Raw genomic sequence first — 23,315 nt, forward strand, 5'->3', positions numbered from 1 at the left:
CGACAATCTGTAGTCATCCCGCGCGTCTCGCCGTGCGCATCGCGACGTGCGATCTGATCTGGGTCGAGTGGGAGGCGAATGCAGGTCGCTGATCGAGATGTGCTGCTTCAGTAACGAGCCAAAGAAGAAATTTATGGGACGTGGCCGCAGCTGCCATCGCGGCTTGCCTAAACACGAAAACTAAGGAACCCCAAGCATGAACGCGCCAAGCTATTCCGAGGCCCTGGAATTCGCGATCGACCGTTCGTACGAGATTAACCTAGACATGTTGAGATCGCGAAACTTGCACCTTGGTACGTACAACGATTATCTCGTCGGCACCTATCCGCCTCTCAAGGCAATGGGGGACCTGGATGCCGAAAGGTTGTTGAATAAGGTCGCGTCGTCAATTGACCTCTATTTCCACATCCCCTTCTGTAATCAGTATTGCACCTTTTGCCACTTCGCCAAGGAAATCAATCCATCTTCCGAGCGAGTGGAACGTTATTTGGCGGCTTTGAATAAAGAGATGAGTTGGTCAGATGCGGCGCTTGCTGGCAGAGATGTTGAGACTGCTTTCTTTGGAGGTGGCACTCCCTCGTTTTTGACCAACCATCAACTCAAAACACTATTTGATATGACTAATCAGCGCTTTGATTTATCGAGGGCCGAAGTAAGTTTCGAATTGCATCCCTCTCTTGTGAAGCATGCGGACGCTGCGGATCGCATATCCACTCTGCTTAGAGGTGGGGTAAACCGCTTCGTGCTTGGCGTTCAAAGTCTAGATCGAAGTATTTTGCGCATATTGAACCGCGGGCACGGTGTGGAGGAGGTGATACAAATCGTAAAACTGCTGAATGAGATGGGCGTTGAGAATCTGTCGCTTGACCTCATGTATGGACTGCCGCAGCAAACGCTCCGGAGCTGGTACGACTCGATTATCGGCCTATTGGACATGGGCATAGAGAAGTTCAATGTATTCCCATTGATGTTTAAATCGACTGACCCCGTAGCCCGCCATTTGGCTAGAGGGCGATATCAATTCGCCGGGGCTAAAGAGCGCATCATAATGCACTTTATGGCAGAACACATCCTCACGAAACTCGGCTATCGCCACGGGCCGATTTTCTATTGGACTAAGAGGTCGCAGCCACACTCCGTTCAACAGCGCCGTAAGTACGATTCCTGGAATGACAATAATCTTGTCCCATTTGGGGTTGGCGGATTTGGTTACATGAGCCAGTGCCAGTTCTATAACGAGGCAGATTTAGATCGCTACCTTTCTAGGGTTGAGGCAGGCGAGAAGCCAGTGTGGAAGGGGGTTGTACTGTCGCAGGACGACCTCATGCGCCGAACGTTAATGTTTGCCTTACGAAGCAGCGGAGTGTTGCTTTCCCGCTTCGAGCGGGAATTTGGAGTATCGGTTGAAAAGTACTTTTGCCGCGAGCTGGAAATCTTAAGGGAGGCGGGTCTCGTCTGCATCTCAAACGATGGCGTGCTGTCATTAACTGCCGCCGGTAATATCAACTCGGGCGCTGTATCGCTGCAATTTTTCTCCGACAATGTGCTTGAGCGGGTCGCGTACAACGATAGCAGGATAACAGACAAGCGAACCGATCTGCTCGAAAAACACGACTACTCGCCGGCTGCAAGATACGGGTCAAGTGCAGAAATGCAAGCTGTCTTTCGATGAAATCGGGCGCGCTCGTCAATGGTCGCTAGCTTATTCTTTTCCACGCCGGAGCCGCCGCCCTATCAGGCGCAGAAGATATTTTCTCATCTGACCGACAGCATTGATCGCGGGCAGCGAAAACGCCCGCTTGGGCTTGTCAGCAATTTTGTAGCCGATCAGCTGCCGCACTGCATTGCCGAGATCAAAGGTAGTAAACGGCCAGATGAAGGGATCAAGGCTCTTGGACGAAGCATTAATGCGATGATTGCGTCGACTGACTATGACGTACAGCTGCTGAATCTGCCGCAGCCCGACTTCGCGATCGCTAAGACCGACATCCACTATCTCGTCAACTGTGCTTATCAGATGTCAGCGTTTGCCGGTCTTCATCCGGTGGAAGCCGAGTTGACGGTGGGAGAGGAACTGAGCCGTCTTGCTCGCTTAAGTGGTCATCGGCAGCCTAGCATTGAGGTCCTCTCGTATGAAGATATGATTCTTGCGAACCCGGTACAGAGCGATCCACGCGTATATTGCCTCGGCGCGGCTGGGGTCGAAGAGCGAGATTTTTGTTTGGGTCACCAACTCATTGAGAGCGAGCTACAGCTAGCAATCGATGCTCTACTTGAGTTGCGTGACGGTGCTGACGCGGACGCTCGTCAATGTCTTGCGGTATGCTTGGAGCGCCTTGAATCAGCAAATTGTGTTCTGACGCGCTTTTATGAGCATATGTCGCCTGACCTATTCGGCCAATTTCGTGTGTTCTACGGAAAAAATCCTTACAAGAACAGGCTTGGCCCGAGCGGCCGGTTCTCTGCCCGCATCGTGGCGGTCTCGGTGCTACTGGCCGGTGAAGAACTCTTCCAACAGAAACCGCAATTTTATAGGGATATATATCGGCTGTCCGAATACTATCCGCAGGTATGCATTCACGAGGTGTTCCGCTGGTTGTCACCGGGCAATAGAAGCGCGGAGCTCACGCCAACTTGGCTAGAAGGGAAAGCGGAGTTTCCTAGGTCTGCAACCATTTCGCCCGTCATGGAACGCCACGGCCCTGAAATCGGAAAGCTGCGCGCGTCTTGTGTTTATGCGCTGGATCAGTTTACCCGGATGCACCGTATTACTGCTTTAAAATATACGATTGAACCGGGGCGTCCAATTGTCGGAGTTGAGGCGTCGGAAAGTGTTGAGGCTGTTCTATCACAGCGGCTGTTAACGGCGGCGCGTCCGTAAGCTGACGGTATGCGCCAGATGTGCGGCGTCCGACACCGGTCGAAAGGTGATGTTCGATGTCTCAAGACGAGGTGATCTTCCGTCGGTTTGAATCGGGGGATACTGATGATGTATGGCATATGCATAGAAGCGCATCGGAGAGTGTTGGTGTGCGTGGCCCGGAAGGAGCGTGGGAGGATGATTTACGCAACGTTGGAGAAGTATACATCGCGTCAGGCGGAGACTTCGTGGTTGCGCATATTGGTTCCCGACTCGTTGCCATGGGAGGATTGAAACCTGTTGACGGTGATGTCGCAGAGTTGAAGCGGATGCGGGTCGATCCCGCCTTTCAACGACGAGGGCTTGGGAGGAGGATTCTTAGTAAATTGGAATCGCGAGCCGGCTCTCTAGGATTTAAGCGGATAATTCTCGACACGACAAAGATCCAAGTAGGGGCTCAAAGACTTTATGAGACGGCTGGCTACGTTCGCCGCAAGGAAGGGATGTTGCACGGATATGCAGTGATCTTCTACGATAAGCGGCTCACGGGCCGGGATGGACCACCTGACGTGATCGAGGACATTGTGAGCCTGGATAATCCAGTCTAGTGCTGAGGGACCAGTTTGGTGAAAGGCTGAAGAAGGGGAGGCGCTGAATTGCGGCGCGCGACGACCAAGAAAAGCGCGTCGGGACGCGCGGAAGGTGAGCTCGACGAGTAAAGACGTGGCGATGCCCCATCGAGGTGATGTTTGGCTATTAGATAGCGTCGAACAGCGACTTGGCCATGCATACGCTTCGACCAGAATATCGTCGTTCGTTAGGCCCTGCGTGATGTGTACGGCGGACTGATCGCAAAGTCACCGAGCTATAGCCGACAGCTTACTTGCCGCTTTCTGATTGAATGCGTTCCGGTTTCCCCGGCTCTCATCGCCCTTACGTGACTAATTTGAGCGTTTCTTCTGGAAACGGCTTCGTATCTCTCAAGTGTTTCACGTGTGGTGTTGGCCTGCTTCTTGCTACCCGAGCGTCGGCAAGTCGTCGATTGTAGATCTCGGGGAAGAATTTATGGGCGGGGGAGCGGAAACGTTTTACGGCGTGATCAGACGTCAGGGTATCACGCGTCGCAGTTTCCACAAATTCTGCAGTTTGACGGCAACGAGCCTCGGGCTCGGTCCGCTCGCGGCAAGCGAGATTGCCAACGCGCTGGAGACAAAGCCGCGTGTGCCCGTGATCTGGATGCACGGGCTCGAATGCACGTGCTGTTCGGAAAGCTTTATCCGCTCGGCCCATCCGCTGGTCAAAGACGTGGTGCTGTCGATGATCTCGCTCGATTATGACGCCCTGATCATGGCGGCGGCAGGACACCAAGCCGAAGCCATCATCGAGGAGATCCGCGCCAAGTACAAGGGCGAATATGTGCTTGCCATTGAAGGCAATGCGCCGCTGAACGAAGGCGGCATGTTCTGCATTGATGGCGGCAAGCCGTTCGTCGAAAAGCTCAGGGCGATGGCGGAAGATTCCATGGCGATCATCGCTTGGGGGACTTGTGCGGCCTGGGGTTGCGTGCAAGCGGCCAAGCCCAACCCGACTTGGGCGACGCCGATCGATAAAGTGATTACGAACAAACCGATCATCAAGGTGCCGGGCTGCCCGCCCATCGCAGAGGTCATGACCGCCTTGGTGACCTTCATCACCACGTTCGGAAAGCTTCCCGAGCTCGACCGCCAAGGGCGTCCAAAGATGTTCTATTCCCAGCGCATCCACGACAAGTGCTATAGGCGTCCCCATTTCGACGCCGGCCAGTTTGTCGAGGGGTGGGACGACGAGTCCGCGCGCAAGGGCTATTGCCTCTACAAGATGGGCTGCAAAGGGCCGACCACCTACAACGCCTGCTCGGCCGTTCGGTGGAACGGCGGCGTTTCCTTCCCGATCCAATCCGGCCACGGCTGTTTCGGCTGCTCCGAAGACGGCTTCTGGGACAAGGGCTCATTTTACGATCGACTGACGACCATCAGGCAATTCGGCATCGAGGCCAACGCCGATCAGATCGGCATGGCCGCTGCCGGCGCGGTCGGCCTAGCCGTTGCCGCGCACGCGGCGGTCACGGCCGCGAAGCGGCTGACCCGTAATCCAGGCCGGGTAGCTCAGGAAAAATAATCGAATTCAGGGAAGAGACAACGATGGGCGCCCAGACATCCAATGGGTTCAAGCTCGACAATTCCGGCAAACGCATTGTCGTCGATCCGCTGACCCGGGTCGAAGGCCACCTCCGCGTCGAGGTCAATCTCGATTCCGACAATGTGATCCGCAACGCGGTCTCATCCGGAACTATGTGGCGCGGCATCGAGACGATCTTGCGTGGACGCGATCCTCGCGATGCCTGGGCGTTCACCGAGCGGATTTGCGGCGTCTGCACTGGCACGCATGCGCTCACCTCGGTGCGGTCGGTGGAGAACGCGCTGGGCATCATCATTCCCGAGAATGCTAATTCGATCCGCAATATCATGCAGCTCTGCCTGCAGGTGCATGATCATCTTGTGCACTTCTATCACCTGCACGCGTTGGATTGGGTCGACGTGATTTCTGCCCTTAAGGCCGATCCCAAGGCGACCTCTGCGTTGGCGCAATCGGTCTCCTCCTGGCCTCTATCATCGCCAGGCTATTTCAAGCATCTGCAGATCAGGCTCACCAAGTTCGTTGAATCGGGCCAGCTCGGCCCTTTTAAGAATGCTTATTGGGGGCATCCGGCCTATAAGCTTCCGCCGGAAGCGAACCTGATGGTCTTGGCGCATTACCTGGAAGCGCTCGATTTCCAAAAGGACGTCGTCAAGATCCACGCCATCTATGGCGGCAAGAACCCGCATCCGAACTGGCTGGTCAGTGGCGTGGCCTGTGCCGTCAATGTTGATGGTACCGGTGCGGTGGGCGCCATCAATATGGAGCGGCTGAACCTGGTATCCTCGATCATTGGCCGTTCGATCGAATTCGTCGAGCAGGTTTATCTGCCCGACGTTACCGTGATTGGCTCCTACTACAAGGATTGGCTCTTTGGCGGCGGTCTCTCGGGTAAGAGCGTAATGTCCTATGGCGACATTCCCGAGAAAGCCAATGATTATTCCGCGAAAAACCTCAAGCAGCCGCGCGGCGTGATCCTCAATGGCAATTTCAGCGAAGTCCTGCCGATCGATCACGGCGATCCCGAGCAGATCCAGGAGTTCGTCGCCCATTCCTGGTACAAATATCCTGATGAAACGAGGGGTCTGCATCCCTGGGATGGTGTCACCGAGCCGAACTTCCAGCTCGGGCCCAATTTCAAAGGCACCAGGACCGACATCAAGGAGCTCGACGAAGGCGGCAAATATTCCTGGATCAAGGCGCCTCGTTTTCGCGGCAACGCCGTCGAGGTGGGACCGCTGGCGCGATACATCATAGGTCACGCCCAAGGCAAAGCGGAGTTCAAGGAACCGACCGAGAAGCTGCTGAAGACACTCGATCTTCCCTTCGCTGCACTCTTCTCGACGCTCGGCCGCACTGCGACGCGTGCGCTCGAATGCCAATGGGCCGCGCACCAGATGCGCCATTTCCAGGACAAGCTTATGGCGAATATCAAAGCGGGTGACACCGCTACCGCCAACGTCGATAAATGGAAGCCGGAGAGCTGGCCGAAGGAAGCCAAGGGATACGGTTTTACCGAGGCGCCGCGTGGTGCGCTCGGGCACTGGATCAAGATCAAGGAGACCAAGATCGACAACTACCAGTGCGTTGTGCCGACGACATGGAACGGCTCGCCGCGTGATCCAAAGCGAAATATCGGTGCGTTTGAGGCCTCGCTGATGGATACGCCGATCGCTGATCCGGAGAAGCCGCTGGAAATCCTGCGCACGATCCATTCCTTTGATCCATGCCTGGCCTGCTCCACCCATGTGATGGGGCCGGGTGGCCAGGAAATGGCAATGGTCAAGGTCCGCTAGGGGAGGAGGCATTGTTGGACAAATCTCCGCAAGCGCTAACCGCCGCTGTCGCGGCCGTTGCGGTACGCTCCGGCCGCAGCGCCGAGCGCGGCGTCGTCTATGTCTACGAGGCGCCGGTGCGGCTTTGGCATTGGATCAACGCCGCGGCAATCCTGGTGTTGGGTCTCAGCGGATATTTCATCGGCAGCGCGATACCGACCATGCCAGGAGAGGCAAGCGACAATTTCCTGTTCGGCTATATCCGTTTTGCGCATTTCTTCGCAGGCTACGTGCTCACGCTCGGCTTCCTCTTGCGCATTTACTGGGCGTTCATGGGCAACCCCCACGCTAAGCAGATTTTCTACGTGCCGCTCTGGCGCAAGAGCTATTGGCGCGAGGTGTGGCACGAGATTCGCTGGTACGCTTTCGTTGCGGCCGAGCCAAAGAAATACGTCGCGCACAATCCGCTGGCCCAGCTTGCGATGTTCTTCATGTTTACGCTGGCGATCGCGTTCATGATCGTCACCGGCTTTGCACTCTACGCACAGGGCACCGGCAACGACAGCTGGCAGTACAAGCTGTTCGGCTGGGTGTTTTCGATTTGGCCGAACAGCCAGGACGTCCACACCTGGCATCATCTCGGCCTGTGGATGATCGTGACGTTTGCGCTCATCCACATCTATACAGCGGTTCGCGAAGACATCGTGTCGCGCCAGAGCATCGTCTCCTCGATCATTTCTGGCGAGCGCGAATTCCGCGATTGATTGACGATGCAGATGCCAACTCCGGAGAACACGAAACGGATCCTGATGCTCGGCATCGGCAATATCCTGCGGGCCGATGAGGGGTTCGGCGTGCGGGTGGTGGAGCAGTTCCACCGCCGCTACGCCTTCCCTGACAATGTCACCATGCTCGACGGCGGCACGCAGGGGCTCTACCTCGTCAATTTTCTCGAGGAGGCCGATTGCCTGATCGTGTTCGATGCCATCGATTATGGGCTCGCGCCCGGGCACTTGAAGCTCGTGCGAGACGAGGAGGTGCCGAAATTCACCGGAGCCAAGAAGGTGAGCCTGCATCAGACCGGTTTCCAGGAGGTCTTAAGTGCGGCCGACCTGCTTGGCCGCTGCCCGCAAGAACTCGCTCTAATCGGCTGTCAGCCACTTGATCTGGAGGATTGGGGCGGGCCGCTGACGGATCCGGTGCGCACTCAGATTGCGCCTGCGATCGAACTGGCTTGCGAACTGCTGGCGCAGTGGGGTTCTCCGGCAAAGTTGCGCACCACGCCGCTACCGGAGTCGGAGCGTCTGCTCGCGAACGATATTGACCATGCAAATTATGAGAGGAGGGCGCGGCCGATCTAGCGGCTCGCAGATTACCATGTGCCTTGGCTTGCCAATGACGATTATTGAGACCGACGGCATGTCGGCGCTTTGCGAATATGCCAATGAACAGCGGCGCGTCTCAGTCATGCTGCTCTCCGAGCCGCCCGTCGGTGCCAAGGTGCTTGTCCATATCGATACCGCGGTGCGGCTCTTGGAAGACGACGAAGCGCGGCTAATCGCCGACGCGCTTGAGGGCCTTTATGCGGCCCTCAATGACCACGATTGCGATCGGGTCTTTGCGGACTTGATCGGTCAAGAGCCGCAACTGCCCGAGCACCTGCGCCAGCCGGGTGCCGCCTCCGCGACATTGCCTGCCCATCTTCGCCAATATCAACGGAAACCAAATTTGCAGCCGAAACAAGCTTCATATGGAATATTGCCGAGTGGGTGCTGATCCGAGCGGGTATGCAATCGCGAAAGAACAATGATTTTGGCACGTGCCTTGCTACACCTCGTCCATACACATGGACTATCAGAGAGGCGGCTGATGGACTTTCAGCTCGGGAAACATGATCTGACGCGGCTCCGGCGAAAGACACTCGGCATGATCACCAAGATCCGGAAATCTCTACCCACCGCATTTGGAAGCCGCGGGCGCCAATGGCGCGTCCGCGGACACAGGCATTATCCCTCAGCAGACCAACGGAACGTCGTATCATGAAACAGGTTTCCGGGTCGCACCCGATAGCGCCGAGAAAATGCGGCCGCCGATGAGCGTGTTTCCAATCGCCGCGGAAAGTCTCGACGCAGCCCATAGCAGGCTAACAGCTGCGGGTGCGCTCGCGAAGCTCGCTTCGCTCAATGGCATCGAGCTGGCGAGGAACTGTCCGAATGCCATCGCGCTGTTGTCTTCCGTCGCGGCTGCCGTTTCTGGCCAGAAGAGCGACATGCCGACGCAGCTGTTCGGGCTCGGGAATCTCAGCGATCTCGAGCGCAGGCTGATTGTGGACGTGCTTGGGGAGGGCGATCTCGCCGGCGTCGTTGCGCTGCCAGGTGGCCGCGTGGCGCAAATCCAGGAATCGGTACTTGCGGGAATCTGGCGCGTGCGCATCGAGACCGACGCCGCACACGAATATGTCGAGGTCGGTGCGATCCCGGAGATCGTGCGGCGCGCCGCAACCGACCTGACATCGAGCGATCTCATGATCGGCGCGGCACCCGACGGCGCGATGAACGTGCTGCCGGTGCTCGCGGAAATCCGCGAGCGGGCACTGGCCTGGCGGCCGGGCATGCGCCCGCAGATCATCAACTTCACCCTGCTGCCGATGAGCGCGGTCGACCAGGCGTTTTTGCAGCAAAGCGTCGGAAATGGTCCGATCCAGCTCATCTCGCGCGGCTACGGGACTTGCCGAGTGCTTGCGACGGGCATCCGGAACGTCTGGTCGGTGCAGTTCTTCAATGCCATGGACACCATCATTCTGGATACGCTGGAGGTCGGCGGCGTGCCAATGGCTGCCTTGGCCGCCGAGGAAGATTTCTGGGATTCCGCCGAACGCCTGCAAGAAATCATCAAAGCTTACGTCGAATGACGAGCTTCGAGAATTTTGGCGTCCGGAAGGATATTGCAAACGGCGCGCGCATGAAGTGCGGCATTTGTTGGATCGGTTACGACCTGGCTGAGGGGGATGAGGCGACGCAGATTGCAGCGGGAATGCCTTTCGCCGGGTTGCCCGACAATGGCGTTGTCGCAAATTTCAATGCGCCCAAATCGAAGTTCATGGCGATTGAAGATGATTTCTGACCGCGAACAGCATCCCCGCAGGAGCGTGCACGCCGATGCGTCGGCGTGGGGCGAGATGCTCGCGGCAGTCTATCGGGATATCGCCGATCGCAGCATGCGCGACCTGCCGATCTTCAACGAGGCCTTGAGCGTCGAAGCCATCGGCTTTCGCGAGCGTGAGGGCAGGGTCGTCGGCATGATGGTCACGCCTTGGTTCATGAACGTGGTCACACGCATGCGTGACGGCACTTCGCAATCTTCTCCGGGCACGAACCTGCGCTTGCGATTTCCGGCCGGCGACATCGAATTCACCGTCAGCGAGCTGGCGCCCGTGGGCTCGATCGCGAGGTACTCACTGTTCTCGCCGATGTTTGAGTTCGAGGATATGGCGTCCGCGCGCGCCAGCGCCGAAGCAGTGCTCGCGGCGCTGATGTCGCCGGCCAATCGCGCGGCGTCACATGGGCCCGATGCGCCAAATATCAGTCCGATCGACCGCCGGACTTTCTTGCGCGGTGTACAGACTGAGCGGCGCGCATGAGCCTCGCCATCCGCAACCAGATCGATGTTACCGTATCGGTTGCTCGCGACGCAATTGCCGCGGTCGAGATTCTGCCGCGCGCCCGGCCGCCACTGGGGCGGCTGTTCGCCGGCAAGCCGCCCGCTTCGTTGCTCAATGTGCTACCGCGAATCTTCTCGTTGTGTGCCGCCGCGCACCAGGTGGCATTCCTGTCCGCGATCGAGGCGGCGCGCGGCGAAGGCATCAGCCTTGCGACGCGGCAGCATCGTATCGCCATGGTCGTTGGCGAGCGGCTGACGGAATTGCTGCGGGGCCTGTTTGTCGGGCATTTCCCGCTGGATGCTACCAGCGCCGCAGCGATCCGCGCCCTGATGCAGGGTGTATCGGCGCTTCTCAGCAGCGCAGAGCCCAGCTGCGGCCAAGTTCGACGCGAGGCAATAGCGCGGGTTGCGATTGCGCTGGCGGCGCTTGGCATAACGAACGAAGACGGTGCGCCGAGGCTCGGTACCCCACTAGCGCTTCGCGTCGTGGCTCTCGAGGAAGACGCGTTGAACCCAACGCCGATGCAGCACTCGTTTTTGTCCGTTGCCGACGACCGCGACGTCATTGAACGGCTCGTGGATGATGCAGGATTTTGCCGTTGTCCCGACCTTGAGGGCCGCATTCCCGAGACAGGTGCGTGGGCACGCCAAATGATGCGTGATCAGATCACGCTAGGCCGGTCGGGGCCGGCCGAGCGGCTGAAGGCGAGGATTGCGGAAATCGCGCGGCTGCACGCTTGGCTTCGCCTCGGTGCTCGTGTTGAAACAGCGGAGCATGGGATCGTCGAAAGTTACAGGCTGGGGCCGGGCCGTGGTGCGGCCGCGGTCGAATGCGCCAGGGGACGTCTCTATCACGCGGTTGAGCTTGATCGCCAGCGGCAGATGTCGCGCTTCGAAGTTATTGCCCCGACCGAGTGGAATTTCCACGCGCGCGGACCGCTTGTCCGCAGCCTGCAAGGCGCGGTGCTGGCCGCGAAACCACGGGGACAGCGTGCGGTTCGCGCGATGGTCGCATCCTTCGACCCTTGCGTCGGGTTCACTCTCAATTTTCGCGAAATTGGCGATGCATGAAATGGCGCTTTGTGAGGGCATCGTCGAGATCGTTGAGGAGGAGGCGCGCCGGCGATCGTTTTCCAGGGTGAAGACCGTATGTCTGGAGATCGGGGCGCTGAGCCATGTCGCTCCCGAAGCGATGAGGTTCTGCTTTGCGGCCGTTGCCGCGCGGACCATCGCGGATGGCGCGGTCATTGAGGTCGTCGAATTGCCTGGCGTCGCCTGGTGCTTTGCCTGTTCGAGGAGCGTTGAGATTGCGCACCGCGATGAGCCGTGTCCCTGCTGCGGCAGCTATCAGCTGCAGGCGACCGGGGGCGAAGAGATGCGGGTGAAAGAGCTGGAGGTCGATTGATGTGTACCGTATGTGGCTGTAGCGAAAGAACACCCTCCACCGAACGTGCCGACGCGCAAAGTGAGCAAACCCAGGGCCATCACCATGAACACTACGGTCACCACCGTGATCATGTGCATAGCGGTCAAAACGTGCATGAGTCTCACAACCATCACCACGGCCATTATCACCATCATGATCATAGCCATCAGCATGCTCTGGGCGGAGGGGCGCTTGTGGATTGCGGTGCCGATCCGGCCGGCTTGAAGATCGTGGGTATGAGCAGCGAGCGAACCATTCGGATCGAGCGCGACATCCTTGGCAAGAACAATAGGATCGCCGCCAACAACCGCGCGCGCTTCCTGACAGATGACCTGCTCGTATTCAATCTTGTTTCCAGTCCGGGCGCCGGCAAAACCGCGCTGCTCGTCCGCACCGTCTCCGAACTGAAGGATAGCCGCCCGGTTGGTGTCATCGAGGGAGACCAGCAGACCTCGAACGATGCTGATCGCATTCGCGCCACCGGCGTGCCCGCAATCCAGATCAATACTGGCAAGGGCTGCCATCTCGATGCTGCGATGGTCGGTGAGGCTTATCGTCGCTTGCCGCCGCTTAAGGGCGGTATTCTCTTCATCGAGAATGTCGGGAATCTAGTTTGTCCCGCGGCGTTCGATCTCGGCGAGGCCTGCAAGATCGTGGTGTTCTCGACCGCCGATGGTGAAGACAAGCCGCTCAAATATCCGGATATGTTCGCCGCATCGTCGCTGATGCTGATCAACAAGATTGATCTGGTGCCGGTGATCGACTTCGATTTAGCCAAGACCATCGAATATGCGAGACGCGTCAATCCGAACATTGAGGTGCTGACGGTTTCGGCGCGTACGGGCGAGGGCTTTGCCGCGCTCTACGCCTGGATCCGGAAGCAGGCTGGGAATCAGAGGCGTCCCGTCGGTGACGCATTGCGATGAGCGCGAGCAGCGACGCCATCATCCGGGGCGGAACGCGGCTGCGGGTGCGCGTCAGTGGCGCCGTGCAGGGTGTCGGCTTTCGTCCGTATATTTATGGTCTCGCTACCCGCTATAGGTTGGCCGGATTCGTCGCCAATGATCCTGATGGCGTGATCATCGAGGTTGAGGGCGACCTTACGTGCGAGTTTGTGGCCGCTTTGCCACTCGAAAGCCCTCCATTGGCGCGGATCGACCACATCTCCGTTCAGGAGATTGATGCGCTTGCGGCGAAAGACTTCTCGATCCGCGCCAGCGAACACGGGAGGGTCTCGACGCGGATTGTCGCCGATGCCGCGACATGCCAGCAATGTCTCGATGAGTTGTTCGACCCGAACAGCCGCCATTACCTCTATCCCTTCATCAACTGCTCTCATTGCGGCCCGCGCTACACCATCGCCGAACGGCTTCCCTACGATCGCCGCAACACGGCGATGGGGGACTTTGCGATGTGTGCCGCCTGCGCGGGCGAATATGCCGATCCGGCGAGCCGCAGGTTTCATGCGGAAGCGATTGCGTGTCCGACATGCGGTCCTCGGCTCAGTCATGGGATCAACGACATTGCCGCGGGGATCGATGGCGGCCAAATCGTCGCAATAAAGGGGATTGGCGGGTACCAGCTGCTTTGCGACGCTCGCAACCATGATGCCGTGCAGCGTTTGCGCAGGAGGAAGCAGCGCGACCAGAAGCCGTTCGCGGTCATGGTTGGTTCCGTAGAGCAGGTCAGCGAGATTGCGGCGGCTAATGCCGCCGAGCTCCCACTGCTCGAATCCGTCGCCCGTCCGATCGTCCTCCTGCCGTCGCGCAACAATCTAGCGCCGGCGATAGCCCCTGGCCTGTCGCGCGTCGGCGTGATGCTGCCGGCGGCCCCGTTGCATCACCTCATCTTCCATGCGCTTCGTTCGACAGGTGCATGGCATCGGGTTGAAGGTCCGGTCATTGTCAGCACCAGTGCTAATCCCGGCGGCGAACCGCTCCCGATCGACAACGCGGAGGCGCTGCGGCGGCTCGCGGGAATCGCCGATCTGATTGTGACCCATGATCGCGATATTCTGACGCGCGCCGATGATTCGGTAATGGCGGTGGTGGCGGGGCGGCGCCAATTCATTCGTCGGGCCCGCGGCTATGTTCCCGAACCTATCCGGCTTGCGAGGTCTGTGCCGCCCGTGCTCGCCGTCGGTGGCGCGTTGAAATCGACCATCACGGTCACACGGGGCAGGGACGCCTTCGTCTCCCAGCACATCGGCGATCTCGATACGGCTGAAGGCATCCGCTTCTTCGAGGAGACCATCCGGCACCTCACATCGACCCTCGACATCGATCCTGTCGTCATTGCCCATGATCTGCATCCCAACATGGCGACCACCCGCTTTGCGGAAGCGAGCGGCCGCGCGCTGGTCGCTGTCCAGCATCACCACGCGCACGCTGCCGCCGCCATCGCGGAGCATGGCCTTGGGGGGCCTACGCTCGCCCTTCTCCTCGACGGCTATGGTTATGGCTCCGACGGCGGCAACTGGGGTGGCGAGCTATTGTTGTGCGAAGGCGCCGGATTTCGACGAATCGGGCATCTCGCGCCGTTGCAAATGCCCGGCGGAGATCGCGCAGCCCGCGAGCCTTGGCGCATGGCGAGTGCAATATTTCACTTGCTGGGGCGGAAAAAGGAAATCGGGCTGCGCTTCGCAGCACAGCCGCAGGCCGAGCGTCTGCGGTCATTGCTCGATCAGCCCGGCGTGGCGACCACGACCAGCGCGGGCCGGCTGTTCGAAGCAGCGGCGGCGCTGCTGGGGATCGCGACTTTGCAGAGCTATGAGGGCGAAGCCGCGATGAAGCTCGAGGCATGTGTGGGGCGGACTGCGGTGCTTGAAGAGGGCTGGATGATCGATGGCGACGTGCTGTCCTTTCGCCCGCTGTTTGCGCATTTGATTGCAAACAACGTTGGCGCCGCGGAGGGAGCCGGGCTATTTCATGGCACGTTCGCAGCTGCCTGCGTTGACTGGGTCGCGCGCGCGGCGCGGGCAACTGGCGTTGCCACCGTCGTTCTGAGCGGCGGTTGCTTCCTGAACGCGGTACTCGCGGATGAGATCCAGCGCGGCTGCATTGCGGCCAGTCTCACTCCGCTGCTGCCACGGCAGGTTCCGCCCAATGACGGTGGCTTAAGCCTCGGACAAGCTTGGATCGCCGCTCTGCAGATTGCACAACGGCCGTCAGCCCCGGAAGGAACAGCCTGATGTGTCTCTCAGTACCGGCTGAGGTCGCCACAATTCTTCCCGATGACATGGCCATCGTGTCCATCGACGGCATCAGCAAGGAGATATCGATCGCGCTCATCGATGATCTCGCGGTGGGAGACTACGTCCTTGTCCATGTCGGCTACGCCTTGGCTAGAATCGACCCGGCGGAAGCCGAGCGCACGCTGCAGCTCCTAAAGGAGCTAGGCAGCGTGGGGCGGGAGCTCCAGTCATGAAATATGCCGACGAATTTCGCGACAAGACCATCGCGCACGGGCTCGTGCGTGCGATTGGCGCCGAAGCCGATTCGCAAAGGGCATATCGGTTCATGGAATTCTGCGGCGGACACACGCATGCGATTTCCCGCTATGGCCTGGAGGATATATTGCCTGCGAACGTTCGCATGATCCATGGGCCGGGTTGTCCCGTCTGTGTTCTGCCCGCCAGCCGGATCGACATGGCGATCAGGCTCGCCGAGCGGCCGGAGATCACTCTCTGTGTTTATGGCGACCTGATGCGCATCCCCGGCTCGCAGGGAAAAGCCCTGCTGAGCGCCAAGGCGTTTGGCGCCGACATTCGGATGGTCTACTCGACGCTCGATGCGATCAGAATCGCCGAACAGGCACCGAATCGGGAGGTGGTCTTTTTTGCCATTGGATTTGAGACCACGACCCCGCCGACGGCGGTGATGATCCGGCTTGCCGAGAAGAAATGGCTGAAGAAGTTCAGCGTGTTCTGCAATCACGTGCTGACGCCCTCGGCGATGCACAGCATTCTCGAGAATCCCGATATCCGCGATATCGGGCGGGTCGAAATTGATGGCTTCCTCGGGCCTGCGCATGTCAGCACCATCATCGGCACGGAGCCTTACGAGGTCCTCGCAGAACAATTCGGCAAGCCGATCGTGATCGCGGGATTTGAACCGCTCGACATGATGCAGGCGATCCTGATGCTGGTGCGGCAGGTGAAGGAAGGCCGACATGAGGTGGAGAACCAATACAGCCGTGCGGTGACGCGGAAAGGCAATCGGCGCGCCCAGGAAGAGGTGTCGGATATCTTTGAATTGCGTGACCAGTTCGAATGGCGCGGGCTCGGACTCGTACCCCATAGCGGATTAAAGCTAAAGCAGGCTTACGCTCAATTCGACGCCGAGAAACGTTTCGCGATGCACGAAGTGCGTGTCGCCGATAATCCGGCGTGCGAGTGCGGGGCCATCCTGCGCGGCGTGAAGAGGCCGGTTGACTGCAAGCTATTCGGAACCGTCTGCACGCCGGAAATCCCGATAGGATCGTGCATGGTCTCATCGGAAGGCGCCTGTGCCGCGCATTGGACGTATGGACGGTTTCGCGATTATCAGTTGAGGCGGGCGTGATGAGAGCAACTGTCTATCAACGCAAGCTCGACATCGAGAACGGACGGGTCGACCCGTCCCATGGCGCCGGGGGACGCGCCATGGCGCAGCTGATCTCCGGCCTGTTTCACGAAGCCTTCGGCAATGAATGGCTCGCCCGCGGCAACGATCAGGCGGCCTTCGATGTTGGCGCCGGCAGGATGGTGATGACGACCGATGGCTATGTCGTTTCGCCGCTGTTCTTTCCCGGCGGCAATATCGGATCGCTCGCGGTGCACGGCACGATCAATGATGTCGCGATGGGCGGCGCGCGTCCGCTCTATCTATCGGCAACTTTCATCATCGAGGAGGGCTTCCGCTTCTCGGATCTGAAGACGATTGCGGATTCGATGGGCGAGGCCGCGCGCGCCGCCGGCGTTTACATCATCACGGGTGACACCAAAGTCGTCGAGCGCGGGAAGGCGGACGGCCTGTTCATCTCGACGACGGGGGTCGGGGTTTTGGCCGATGGGCTCGATCTCTCCGCGGAGAAGGCAAGGGTCGGCGACCGCGTGCTGGTCTCTGGCAGTCTCGGCGACCATGGTGCGGCGATCATGTCGAGGCGCCAGAATCTCGCTTTCGAGACCGAGATCGTCTCGGATTCCGCAGCGCTGCATGATCTCGTAGCCCTAATGGTTGCGGCGGGCGGCAGCAGCATCCGGGTGATGCGCGACCCCACGCGCGGCGGTCTTGCCGCGATGCTCAACGAGATTGCGCATCAGTCGGGCCTCGGGTTCCGTCTGCAGGAAGAGGCCATTCCGGTGAAGCCGGCGGTTGCCGCCGCCTGCGAACTCCTTGGGCTTGATCCGCTACATGTCGCCAACGAGGGCAAGCTCGTTGCCATCGTGGCGCCTGATATGGCCGATGCCGTGCTTGCAGCTATGAGGGCGCATCCGCTCGGGTGCGATGCCGCTGATATCGGCGAGGCCGTAGCCGACAGCCATCAGTTTGTGCAGCTGTCAACCAGCTTTGGCGGGGGGCGAATCGTCGATTGGCTGTTGGGCGAACAATTACCCCGGATCTGTTGAGCACAATAGCAACTTCTGCAATTTCGTTGTTGCTTTGAGCAGATCGCCCGGGCGATTCCTCATGAAGCACTCGTTCGCTTCGAGCGCATCTAATCAAGCCGACGATGCGGGATGGGACTCGAAAGCGGAACGGCCCACACGTCAATCCTTAACATCAAGCCCTGCTTCAACATCAGTCGTGTAATGAATTCCGTCCACTCACAAACGTCAAATGAGTCCCGCTATCATGCTGACCGGACCTTAGCAGGGTTCGACGGAACGCAGATTTCGCGGGTAAAAGCGGACCGTTTGATTTGGCGCAAAGACACAGGGGAGCGCAGCGCTTAGGAGTGATGCTGATATAAGCTTGGGAAAGTAACCGTTGCAGGCCTCAATCCTGAAAAAGTATTGCGATGCCCGCCTGCCTTGGTACACCATCTATCCAACTGTACCGGAGTTCTCCGCGGAGGTCGGTGCACAGGATTGTGAGAAATGGCTGAGGCGCCTGCCACCTGACGACTCCGTGTCGCTCTATCTCCACATTCCGTTCTGCCGGTCGATCTGCTGGTATTGCGGCTTTCCTACGGCCATCAGTCGCCGGGATGCGCCGATCCTCAATTATCTGTCGGTGCTGCGTGAGGAGATCCGTTTGGTCGCGGAGCAAGCGCCGGAAGCGCTGCCCGTGAGCGACGTGCACTTCGGCGGCGGAACGCCGACCGTCATCACGCCAGCGGAGTTCCTGGCCCTGATGGAACTCCTGCGCCGCCGCTTCGCGTTCAGGAAAACGGCTGCGATCGCCGTCGAGATCGACCCGCGCACGTTCACGGTCGAGATAGCCGAAGCCTTAGGAGCAGCCGGCGTGAACCGCGCGAGCCTCGGTGTGCAGAGCTTCGATCCCATCGTTCAAAAAGCGATCAACCGGGTCCAGAGTAAGGCGCAGACCGCCGCTGCCGTCGAAAATCTTCGCCGGCACGGAATAAGCCGCATCAACTTCGACCTTATTTTCGGTCTCCCAAATCAGACGGTGCAGTCCTGCGTCGAGAGCACGACGATGGCGATCGCCATGCGCCCAAACCGGCTTGCGGTTTTCGGCTACGCGCACGTTCCTTCGTATATGAAACGTCAGCGCCTGATCGATGACGCAGCGCTGCCGGACAGTGCTGCCCGCGCCGAACAGGCCGCGGCCGTGGCCGATACGCTGGTCGCCGCCGGCTACCACCAAATCGGGCTCGACCATTTCGCCTTGCCGGACGATGAGCTCGCGCTGGCGCAGAAAGCCGGTCGCCTGCGGCGTAACTCCTTGGGTTACTCGGCCGACACCTGCAAAACCTTGATCGGCTTCGGCACGTCGGCCATCGGCCGTCTCGGCGACGGTTACGTCCAGAACGATGTTGCAACAGGCTCCTACAGCCGGCACATCAGAGCTGGCCGTCTGGCGACGTCAAAAGGCTACCGTCTCACCGATGAAGACCGCGTCCGAGCCGCGATCATCGAGCGGCTCATGTGCGATCTGGAGGCCGACGTGCCGGCAATCTGTGCCGCCCACGGATTTTATGCGAACCATTTTCTCGATTCAGCTGAACGCTTGGCGATGCTCGCCGAGGACGGGATAGTCGACATCGAAAAGGGTTTCGTCCGCGTGAGGCGGGAGCACCGCTTTGTGATTCGCGCTGTTGCTGCCGCATTCGACGCTTATCTCAACCGTTCACCTTATTAACAAGCCGCGTAAACGGATCCAAAAGCATCACCGCTCGTCGCTAACAGGACGGCGCCTCGACCATGTAGAAATGGTTCTATGCAATCTGATCCAAACTGCCCTCGGTGCGGCAACGATGTCGACGGCCTCTGCGAGCGTCACGTTGGAGACCTGGCACTGCCGTAAGCCTTGGCGCCGTAATCGCCCGGCTGGCCGCTTGGCGAGAAACGATCAACCGCGTTGAGCGGGAGCTGGCGGGCTGGATTAGCCTGTAGCACTCTGGGACGTCATCAAGGCTCGTCCGCGTTCGGTCCTGAGATCAGTGGCGCGCCCCCGACAGAAACCGGCCCTTGTGGTTTAGTCGATCGCATGGGTTTCCTGGCCGACTCCGAAGCGGCATGGCCAGGACGATGAACATGAGGAGGAGAAGCCGTGGGTGCCGGACTCTGCAACGAGTCGACCCGTAAAGTGAGCGCTGCGATTTGATCCGAGATTCGTGTTAAATCGGCCAGCTGGGCGCTGATGCTGCGGCTGAGTTCCGCGAGCTCATCGCTAGTCTTCTGTTGTCCCGACTGAATCTCCGACAGGGCCGCTCTGTCCTCAGGTGACAAGCCTGGCATTGGGGCAACTTCACGGGCCGCCGACGTCTCGACAAAGTGTTCGACGTTGGTCCAAAAATAGGCTCCTGCAGCGCACACGAGGATAACTACGAGCACTAAAACCCACGGAACGCGTCTCGGCGACGTGTGCAATACCGGCGGCAACTCCGAACCGGTTGCTTGATCCATCATCTCTATCATCCCTCGCTCGATGTCGCGGCCCGGGTTGGCTTTGCTCGTTGACGCGCTATCACACGAGGGTCAAGAGCTGCAACGAGCCGCAACCATCGACAAACCGTTATCCGCAAGTTGCCCTCATCGTTTCATCCACTCCTGTGATCGGTGCGTTGACACTTTTTGCGCATCGCCGGCTCCTACATCATAGCGCTACTGCAAAGCAATACTTCTCGTCTTCATAGGCCATCGCGCAGCATTTCCTCGACATTCAGAAAAACTCTGCGAACAATCTCCATTTGCCGGCCCGAATGCGAGCCAGTCGTTATTTCCTGAATTATCCTTCAGGCTCGTATCGAGCCAGGCATCGCCACTTACCGTGGCCCGCAAGTCCATCCCTTGACGAGACGCGCCACTTAGAGCTCTACGAGCTGTCGGTTGGGGCCACTCTTCACGCGCCGGAACACTCGGCTCGTGCCCAAATACTCTTGAAGCTATCCTGGCCTGCGCAGTCGAATACGGAGCACAACGCCAACTGTGTTGAGCCCAATTGCACAGGAAAATCTTGGGGAAAATAAACCCATTCGGAGGGTCCGGCGGTCGGCATAAATCTGCAAGCTCAATGACGCCCTTCCTCTCGCCTACGTCACCGACATACTGAGGATGATCGTCAATGGTCACCCGAACGACGAACTCAGCCAACTTCTTCCCCGGGCCTATCCGGGCAACCCTTCAAAGCCGTCGCTTGAAAACGACGCTAATGATGCAGATCAACAAATCGCGGTTTCACTGCGTTCCCGCCGAGAGATGGGCGCGTAAAGAGCTGAGCGGCTGCAGCGCTCACGAGTGACCGCCGCCCGGTTTCCACCGGACCGATGTCACCATCGCCGGAGTTCGTCTAGTTGTCGAGGAGGCCTCATCCGGAGCAGCGAAACAGCCACGATCCCTGCATCGACAGGCAACGCCTTGCGACCCAGTCAACTACTAACGTCAGCAGTTGGAGGAAATGACGGATATATGGCAATCGGCGGTTGATGAAGGTCGCGCGGGTCACACGTCAAGGAACTGGGATGCAATATAGAACTGGCCGCTCCAACGGTCCTAATGGATGTGCCAAGACGTCTGCGGCTATCAAATCGGCTCCAACCGCGATCTCTCCTTTCTTATGCATGCCCATGATGGACCTTCTGGGTACACAAGTTTCAAAGCTCTCTGGGCTTCGGGCCTCTCAGTTGCCTCGTCTCTCGGCTGCCGCGATGACAGTGAAGCATCATGGAACCAACGCGTCGTCGCTGGCGTGCGAGCCCGGCTTTCTGATGACTGCTATCTTCTCGAAGAAGACGTCTTCTTCGATCAGAATGCTGCACGGCCGAAATCCTTATGCTTGTGGTGGAAGAGGCGGGTCGTTCGCAGTGTATTGGTGGCGAGGACAGCAAGGCGTCGTCCGCCCCTCGCCACTATCTCGCCGAGCGAAGGAACCGAATAAAGCCGGCCGCTCTCGACACCGAAGCAGCGCAACAGAACTGCGTTGGAACAGTCGATTAGCTTGGCCGCGGCATGGCGTGCTCGACACGTGCCTCGCCGATGAAGCCAATAGCGTGCCGGCCGGTGACGAGGTGGGAAGGCTCAGCGAGTATCGCTGAGATAGACGAGCCGATTGCTGCCAAGCCCCGGAGCCTACGGACATTAGAAAGTTGGGAGGCAGCTCCGGACCAATCAGGCCGGAGCGCAATCCATTCAAGACTAGCAATACGGACGCGGAGTTCACTATGCATGGTTACTTTGTCGTAGCGACGGCTGCGGCACACGTTTTCAGCTTTCGATCAACTACGAAGCACAGAGGGCTTGCTATCGCACTCTCTCTAGCAGCGAGTCTCGTCGGCAGTTCGGCGCTAACACAGACTGCCAATGGGCCTAAGCCAAAACGCGACATTCCAGATGAGTTTGCCAAAAGAAGAATTGAGAGGGAGTCCGATTCGGTCACAAAATTCCGAAGCCGCCAGCTCAAACGAGCAACGCTTCTCGTCGGTAACTCGGCGCTAGCACAAACTGCCAGTTTGCCTTCCGCTAAGCGGGACGGTGCGGATGAAAATGCTAAGAATAGAACTCAAAAGGAGATCGACCCATTCGCAAAGTTCGAGAACCTCCGCGAAAAAGGCATGTGGCTCAATATCCCTGGTCCTGCCGATACGATAGATCAGGATAAAGGCGGCGTTAGATCCGCGCTGGCAGACGTCGGGATCGGCTACGTTGGCGGGACAGTAGTCAGCGTCATGGACAATCAACTGCCAAATGCAGCCAGAGCCACCACCGCCAATCAGCTATACATGGGCCAGAATCCGACATTTAGTACCGTAAATTTCATGATAGTGGCCTACGATCTCAGCCGCTTTGGAATTCCCGATGGTCAGATCATCGTGGGAGCTGAGCAGCAATACTGGACATGGAAACCCGGCGGGCCAGATAGAGCAGGTCTCAATACGTTGGCCTACTACCAGACGTTCTTCGACAGGAAACTCGAACTCAAAATGGGCTACCTCAGAAATGTAAATGAGTTCGCAGGCACATTGGTCGGAGGGAACGCAGGAGCAAGCGTTTTGGCCCCCTCGTCGAATATCCTGTATCAAGCTGGCATGAGCAACAATGCCGCGCCTACGCCAGCTCTCAACGTGAAGTACAATTTTGATGATCACCTATATGACAAGGTCTCAATCCAGCGCTCAATCAGTCCAGACGGTCAGTATACGCAGATCAGCGAAAATCCCGCCGGCTTAAGCTGGAGCACGGCCAACACGGGCATTCTTTTGCTTGATGAAATTGGCTACAAGAACAAAGCTGCTCCGGGCTCACCCGAGACCTGGTTGCGGGCGGGCGCCGGTTTCAATAACAGCAGCTACAAGAACTTGCAGTATCCGCAGCAATCGAGAGCCGACGCGAACAGCGTCTACTACGTCGCAGCGGACAGGCAACTCTGGCAGTCTGATGTACAGGGCTCAGCATCTCGTGGTATCTATGGTGGGCTCTCTGTAATGTACGCTCCACCTGACCTAAACAAAGTCAGTCAATATTACGAGCTTCGTCTCTATGCGAAGGGACTGTTTGACAGCCGGCCCAGTGATCAGATTGCTATTGTTGCCACTAACACCGTCTGGAGCAACTTTGCAGTGGACGCTGCCTCGGCTAAAGGGAATCTCGTGCATCGTGACAGCACAGCGATCTTGGCTACCTATACCGCGCATCTGGCACCCGGGATATATGCAAGTGTAGGACTGGCATACATCAACAACCCGACGAGCATTACACACACGCGCCAAACGGGACATGCTCTGAATTTGTTGGTGTCTACATCGATATTCTTCTAAG

The 23,315-nt window shown here is 58.6% G+C and carries 20 protein-coding genes and 1 pseudogene; all 21 read left to right on the forward strand.

What is annotated here, in order from left to right:
* Window positions 1–196 precede the first annotated feature (196 nt).
* Entirely contained in the window at window positions 197–1,672 is a 1,476-nt protein-coding gene (locus HCN58_RS17835; protein WP_171580698.1) for a coproporphyrinogen-III oxidase family protein, read from the forward strand.
* A gap of 18 nt (window positions 1,673–1,690) precedes the next feature.
* The gene (locus HCN58_RS17840; RefSeq protein ID WP_171580699.1) at window positions 1,691–2,881 is read left to right on the forward strand and encodes a hypothetical protein; all 1,191 of its coding nucleotides are present in this window, start codon (window positions 1,691–1,693) and stop codon (window positions 2,879–2,881) included.
* 56 nt (window positions 2,882–2,937) lie between these two features.
* Window positions 2,938–3,468, forward strand: coding sequence for a GNAT family N-acetyltransferase (locus HCN58_RS17845; RefSeq protein ID WP_171580700.1), 531 nt, complete (start codon window positions 2,938–2,940; stop codon window positions 3,466–3,468).
* 457 nt (window positions 3,469–3,925) lie between these two features.
* Window positions 3,926–5,017 (forward strand): hydrogenase small subunit, encoded by a 1,092-nt coding sequence (locus tag HCN58_RS17850; protein ID WP_171580701.1) that lies wholly within the window; start codon window positions 3,926–3,928, stop codon window positions 5,015–5,017.
* Between the two features lie 23 nt (window positions 5,018–5,040).
* Window positions 5,041–6,831 carry a nickel-dependent hydrogenase large subunit gene (locus HCN58_RS17855; RefSeq protein WP_171580702.1) on the forward strand — a complete coding sequence of 597 codons (1,791 nt, stop codon included), beginning with the start codon at window positions 5,041–5,043 and terminating at the stop codon, window positions 6,829–6,831.
* Between the two features lie 11 nt (window positions 6,832–6,842).
* The gene (gene cybH / locus HCN58_RS17860) at window positions 6,843–7,574 is read left to right on the forward strand and encodes a Ni/Fe-hydrogenase, b-type cytochrome subunit (protein ID WP_376701184.1); all 732 of its coding nucleotides are present in this window, start codon (window positions 6,843–6,845) and stop codon (window positions 7,572–7,574) included.
* A 12-nt stretch (window positions 7,575–7,586) separates the two neighbouring features.
* Window positions 7,587–8,171, forward strand: a complete 585-nt coding sequence (locus HCN58_RS17865; RefSeq protein WP_171580846.1) for a HyaD/HybD family hydrogenase maturation endopeptidase — start codon at window positions 7,587–7,589, stop codon at window positions 8,169–8,171.
* A gap of 16 nt (window positions 8,172–8,187) precedes the next feature.
* Window positions 8,188–8,475, forward strand: a pseudogene (locus tag HCN58_RS17870) (HypC/HybG/HupF family hydrogenase formation chaperone); the annotation flags it as partial.
* Between the two features lie 427 nt (window positions 8,476–8,902).
* Complete coding sequence (locus HCN58_RS17875; protein ID WP_235983691.1) at window positions 8,903–9,721, forward strand: hydrogenase expression/formation protein; 819 nt, start codon at window positions 8,903–8,905, stop codon at window positions 9,719–9,721.
* Complete coding sequence (locus HCN58_RS17880; RefSeq protein WP_171580706.1) at window positions 9,718–9,933, forward strand: rubredoxin; 216 nt, start codon at window positions 9,718–9,720, stop codon at window positions 9,931–9,933. Before HCN58_RS17875 ends, HCN58_RS17880 begins: the two co-directional genes overlap by 4 nt.
* A complete protein-coding gene (gene hybE / locus HCN58_RS17885) occupies window positions 9,923–10,450 on the forward strand; it encodes a [NiFe]-hydrogenase assembly chaperone HybE (protein ID WP_171580707.1) in 528 nt (175 codons plus the stop codon). The genes HCN58_RS17880 and hybE overlap by 11 nt, the downstream gene beginning before the upstream one ends.
* Complete coding sequence (locus HCN58_RS17890) at window positions 10,447–11,541, forward strand: nickel-dependent hydrogenase large subunit (RefSeq protein WP_171580708.1); 1,095 nt, start codon at window positions 10,447–10,449, stop codon at window positions 11,539–11,541. The genes hybE and HCN58_RS17890 overlap by 4 nt, the downstream gene beginning before the upstream one ends.
* Complete coding sequence (gene hypA / locus HCN58_RS17895) at window positions 11,534–11,875, forward strand: hydrogenase maturation nickel metallochaperone HypA (protein WP_171580709.1); 342 nt, start codon at window positions 11,534–11,536, stop codon at window positions 11,873–11,875. The genes HCN58_RS17890 and hypA overlap by 8 nt, the downstream gene beginning before the upstream one ends.
* Window positions 11,875–12,822 carry a hydrogenase nickel incorporation protein HypB gene (hypB, locus tag HCN58_RS17900; RefSeq protein ID WP_171580710.1) on the forward strand — a complete coding sequence of 316 codons (948 nt, stop codon included), beginning with the start codon at window positions 11,875–11,877 and terminating at the stop codon, window positions 12,820–12,822. The genes hypA and hypB overlap by 1 nt, the downstream gene beginning before the upstream one ends.
* A complete protein-coding gene (hypF, locus tag HCN58_RS17905; protein ID WP_171580711.1) occupies window positions 12,819–15,086 on the forward strand; it encodes a carbamoyltransferase HypF in 2,268 nt (755 codons plus the stop codon). The genes hypB and hypF overlap by 4 nt, the downstream gene beginning before the upstream one ends.
* Window positions 15,086–15,322 (forward strand): HypC/HybG/HupF family hydrogenase formation chaperone, encoded by a 237-nt coding sequence (locus HCN58_RS17910; protein ID WP_171580712.1) that lies wholly within the window; start codon window positions 15,086–15,088, stop codon window positions 15,320–15,322. The genes hypF and HCN58_RS17910 overlap by 1 nt, the downstream gene beginning before the upstream one ends.
* Window positions 15,319–16,458, forward strand: coding sequence for a hydrogenase formation protein HypD (hypD, locus tag HCN58_RS17915; protein WP_171580713.1), 1,140 nt, complete (start codon window positions 15,319–15,321; stop codon window positions 16,456–16,458). The genes HCN58_RS17910 and hypD overlap by 4 nt, the downstream gene beginning before the upstream one ends.
* Window positions 16,458–17,504 carry a hydrogenase expression/formation protein HypE gene (hypE, locus tag HCN58_RS17920; RefSeq protein WP_171580714.1) on the forward strand — a complete coding sequence of 349 codons (1,047 nt, stop codon included), beginning with the start codon at window positions 16,458–16,460 and terminating at the stop codon, window positions 17,502–17,504. The genes hypD and hypE overlap by 1 nt, the downstream gene beginning before the upstream one ends.
* A 361-nt stretch (window positions 17,505–17,865) precedes the next feature.
* A complete protein-coding gene (gene hemN / locus HCN58_RS17925) occupies window positions 17,866–19,200 on the forward strand; it encodes an oxygen-independent coproporphyrinogen III oxidase (protein WP_171580715.1) in 1,335 nt (444 codons plus the stop codon).
* Window positions 19,201–20,561: 1,361 nt separating this feature from the next.
* Window positions 20,562–20,771 (forward strand): transposase domain-containing protein, encoded by a 210-nt coding sequence (locus HCN58_RS17930; RefSeq protein ID WP_171580847.1) that lies wholly within the window; start codon window positions 20,562–20,564, stop codon window positions 20,769–20,771.
* A gap of 950 nt (window positions 20,772–21,721) precedes the next feature.
* A complete protein-coding gene (locus tag HCN58_RS17935; protein ID WP_171580716.1) occupies window positions 21,722–23,314 on the forward strand; it encodes a carbohydrate porin in 1,593 nt (530 codons plus the stop codon).
* The last annotated feature ends 1 nt before the right edge of the window (window position 23,315 follow it).

It is taken from the genome of Bradyrhizobium australiense (assembly GCF_013114825.1).
GTDB lineage: Bacteria > Pseudomonadota > Alphaproteobacteria > Rhizobiales > Xanthobacteraceae > Bradyrhizobium > Bradyrhizobium australiense.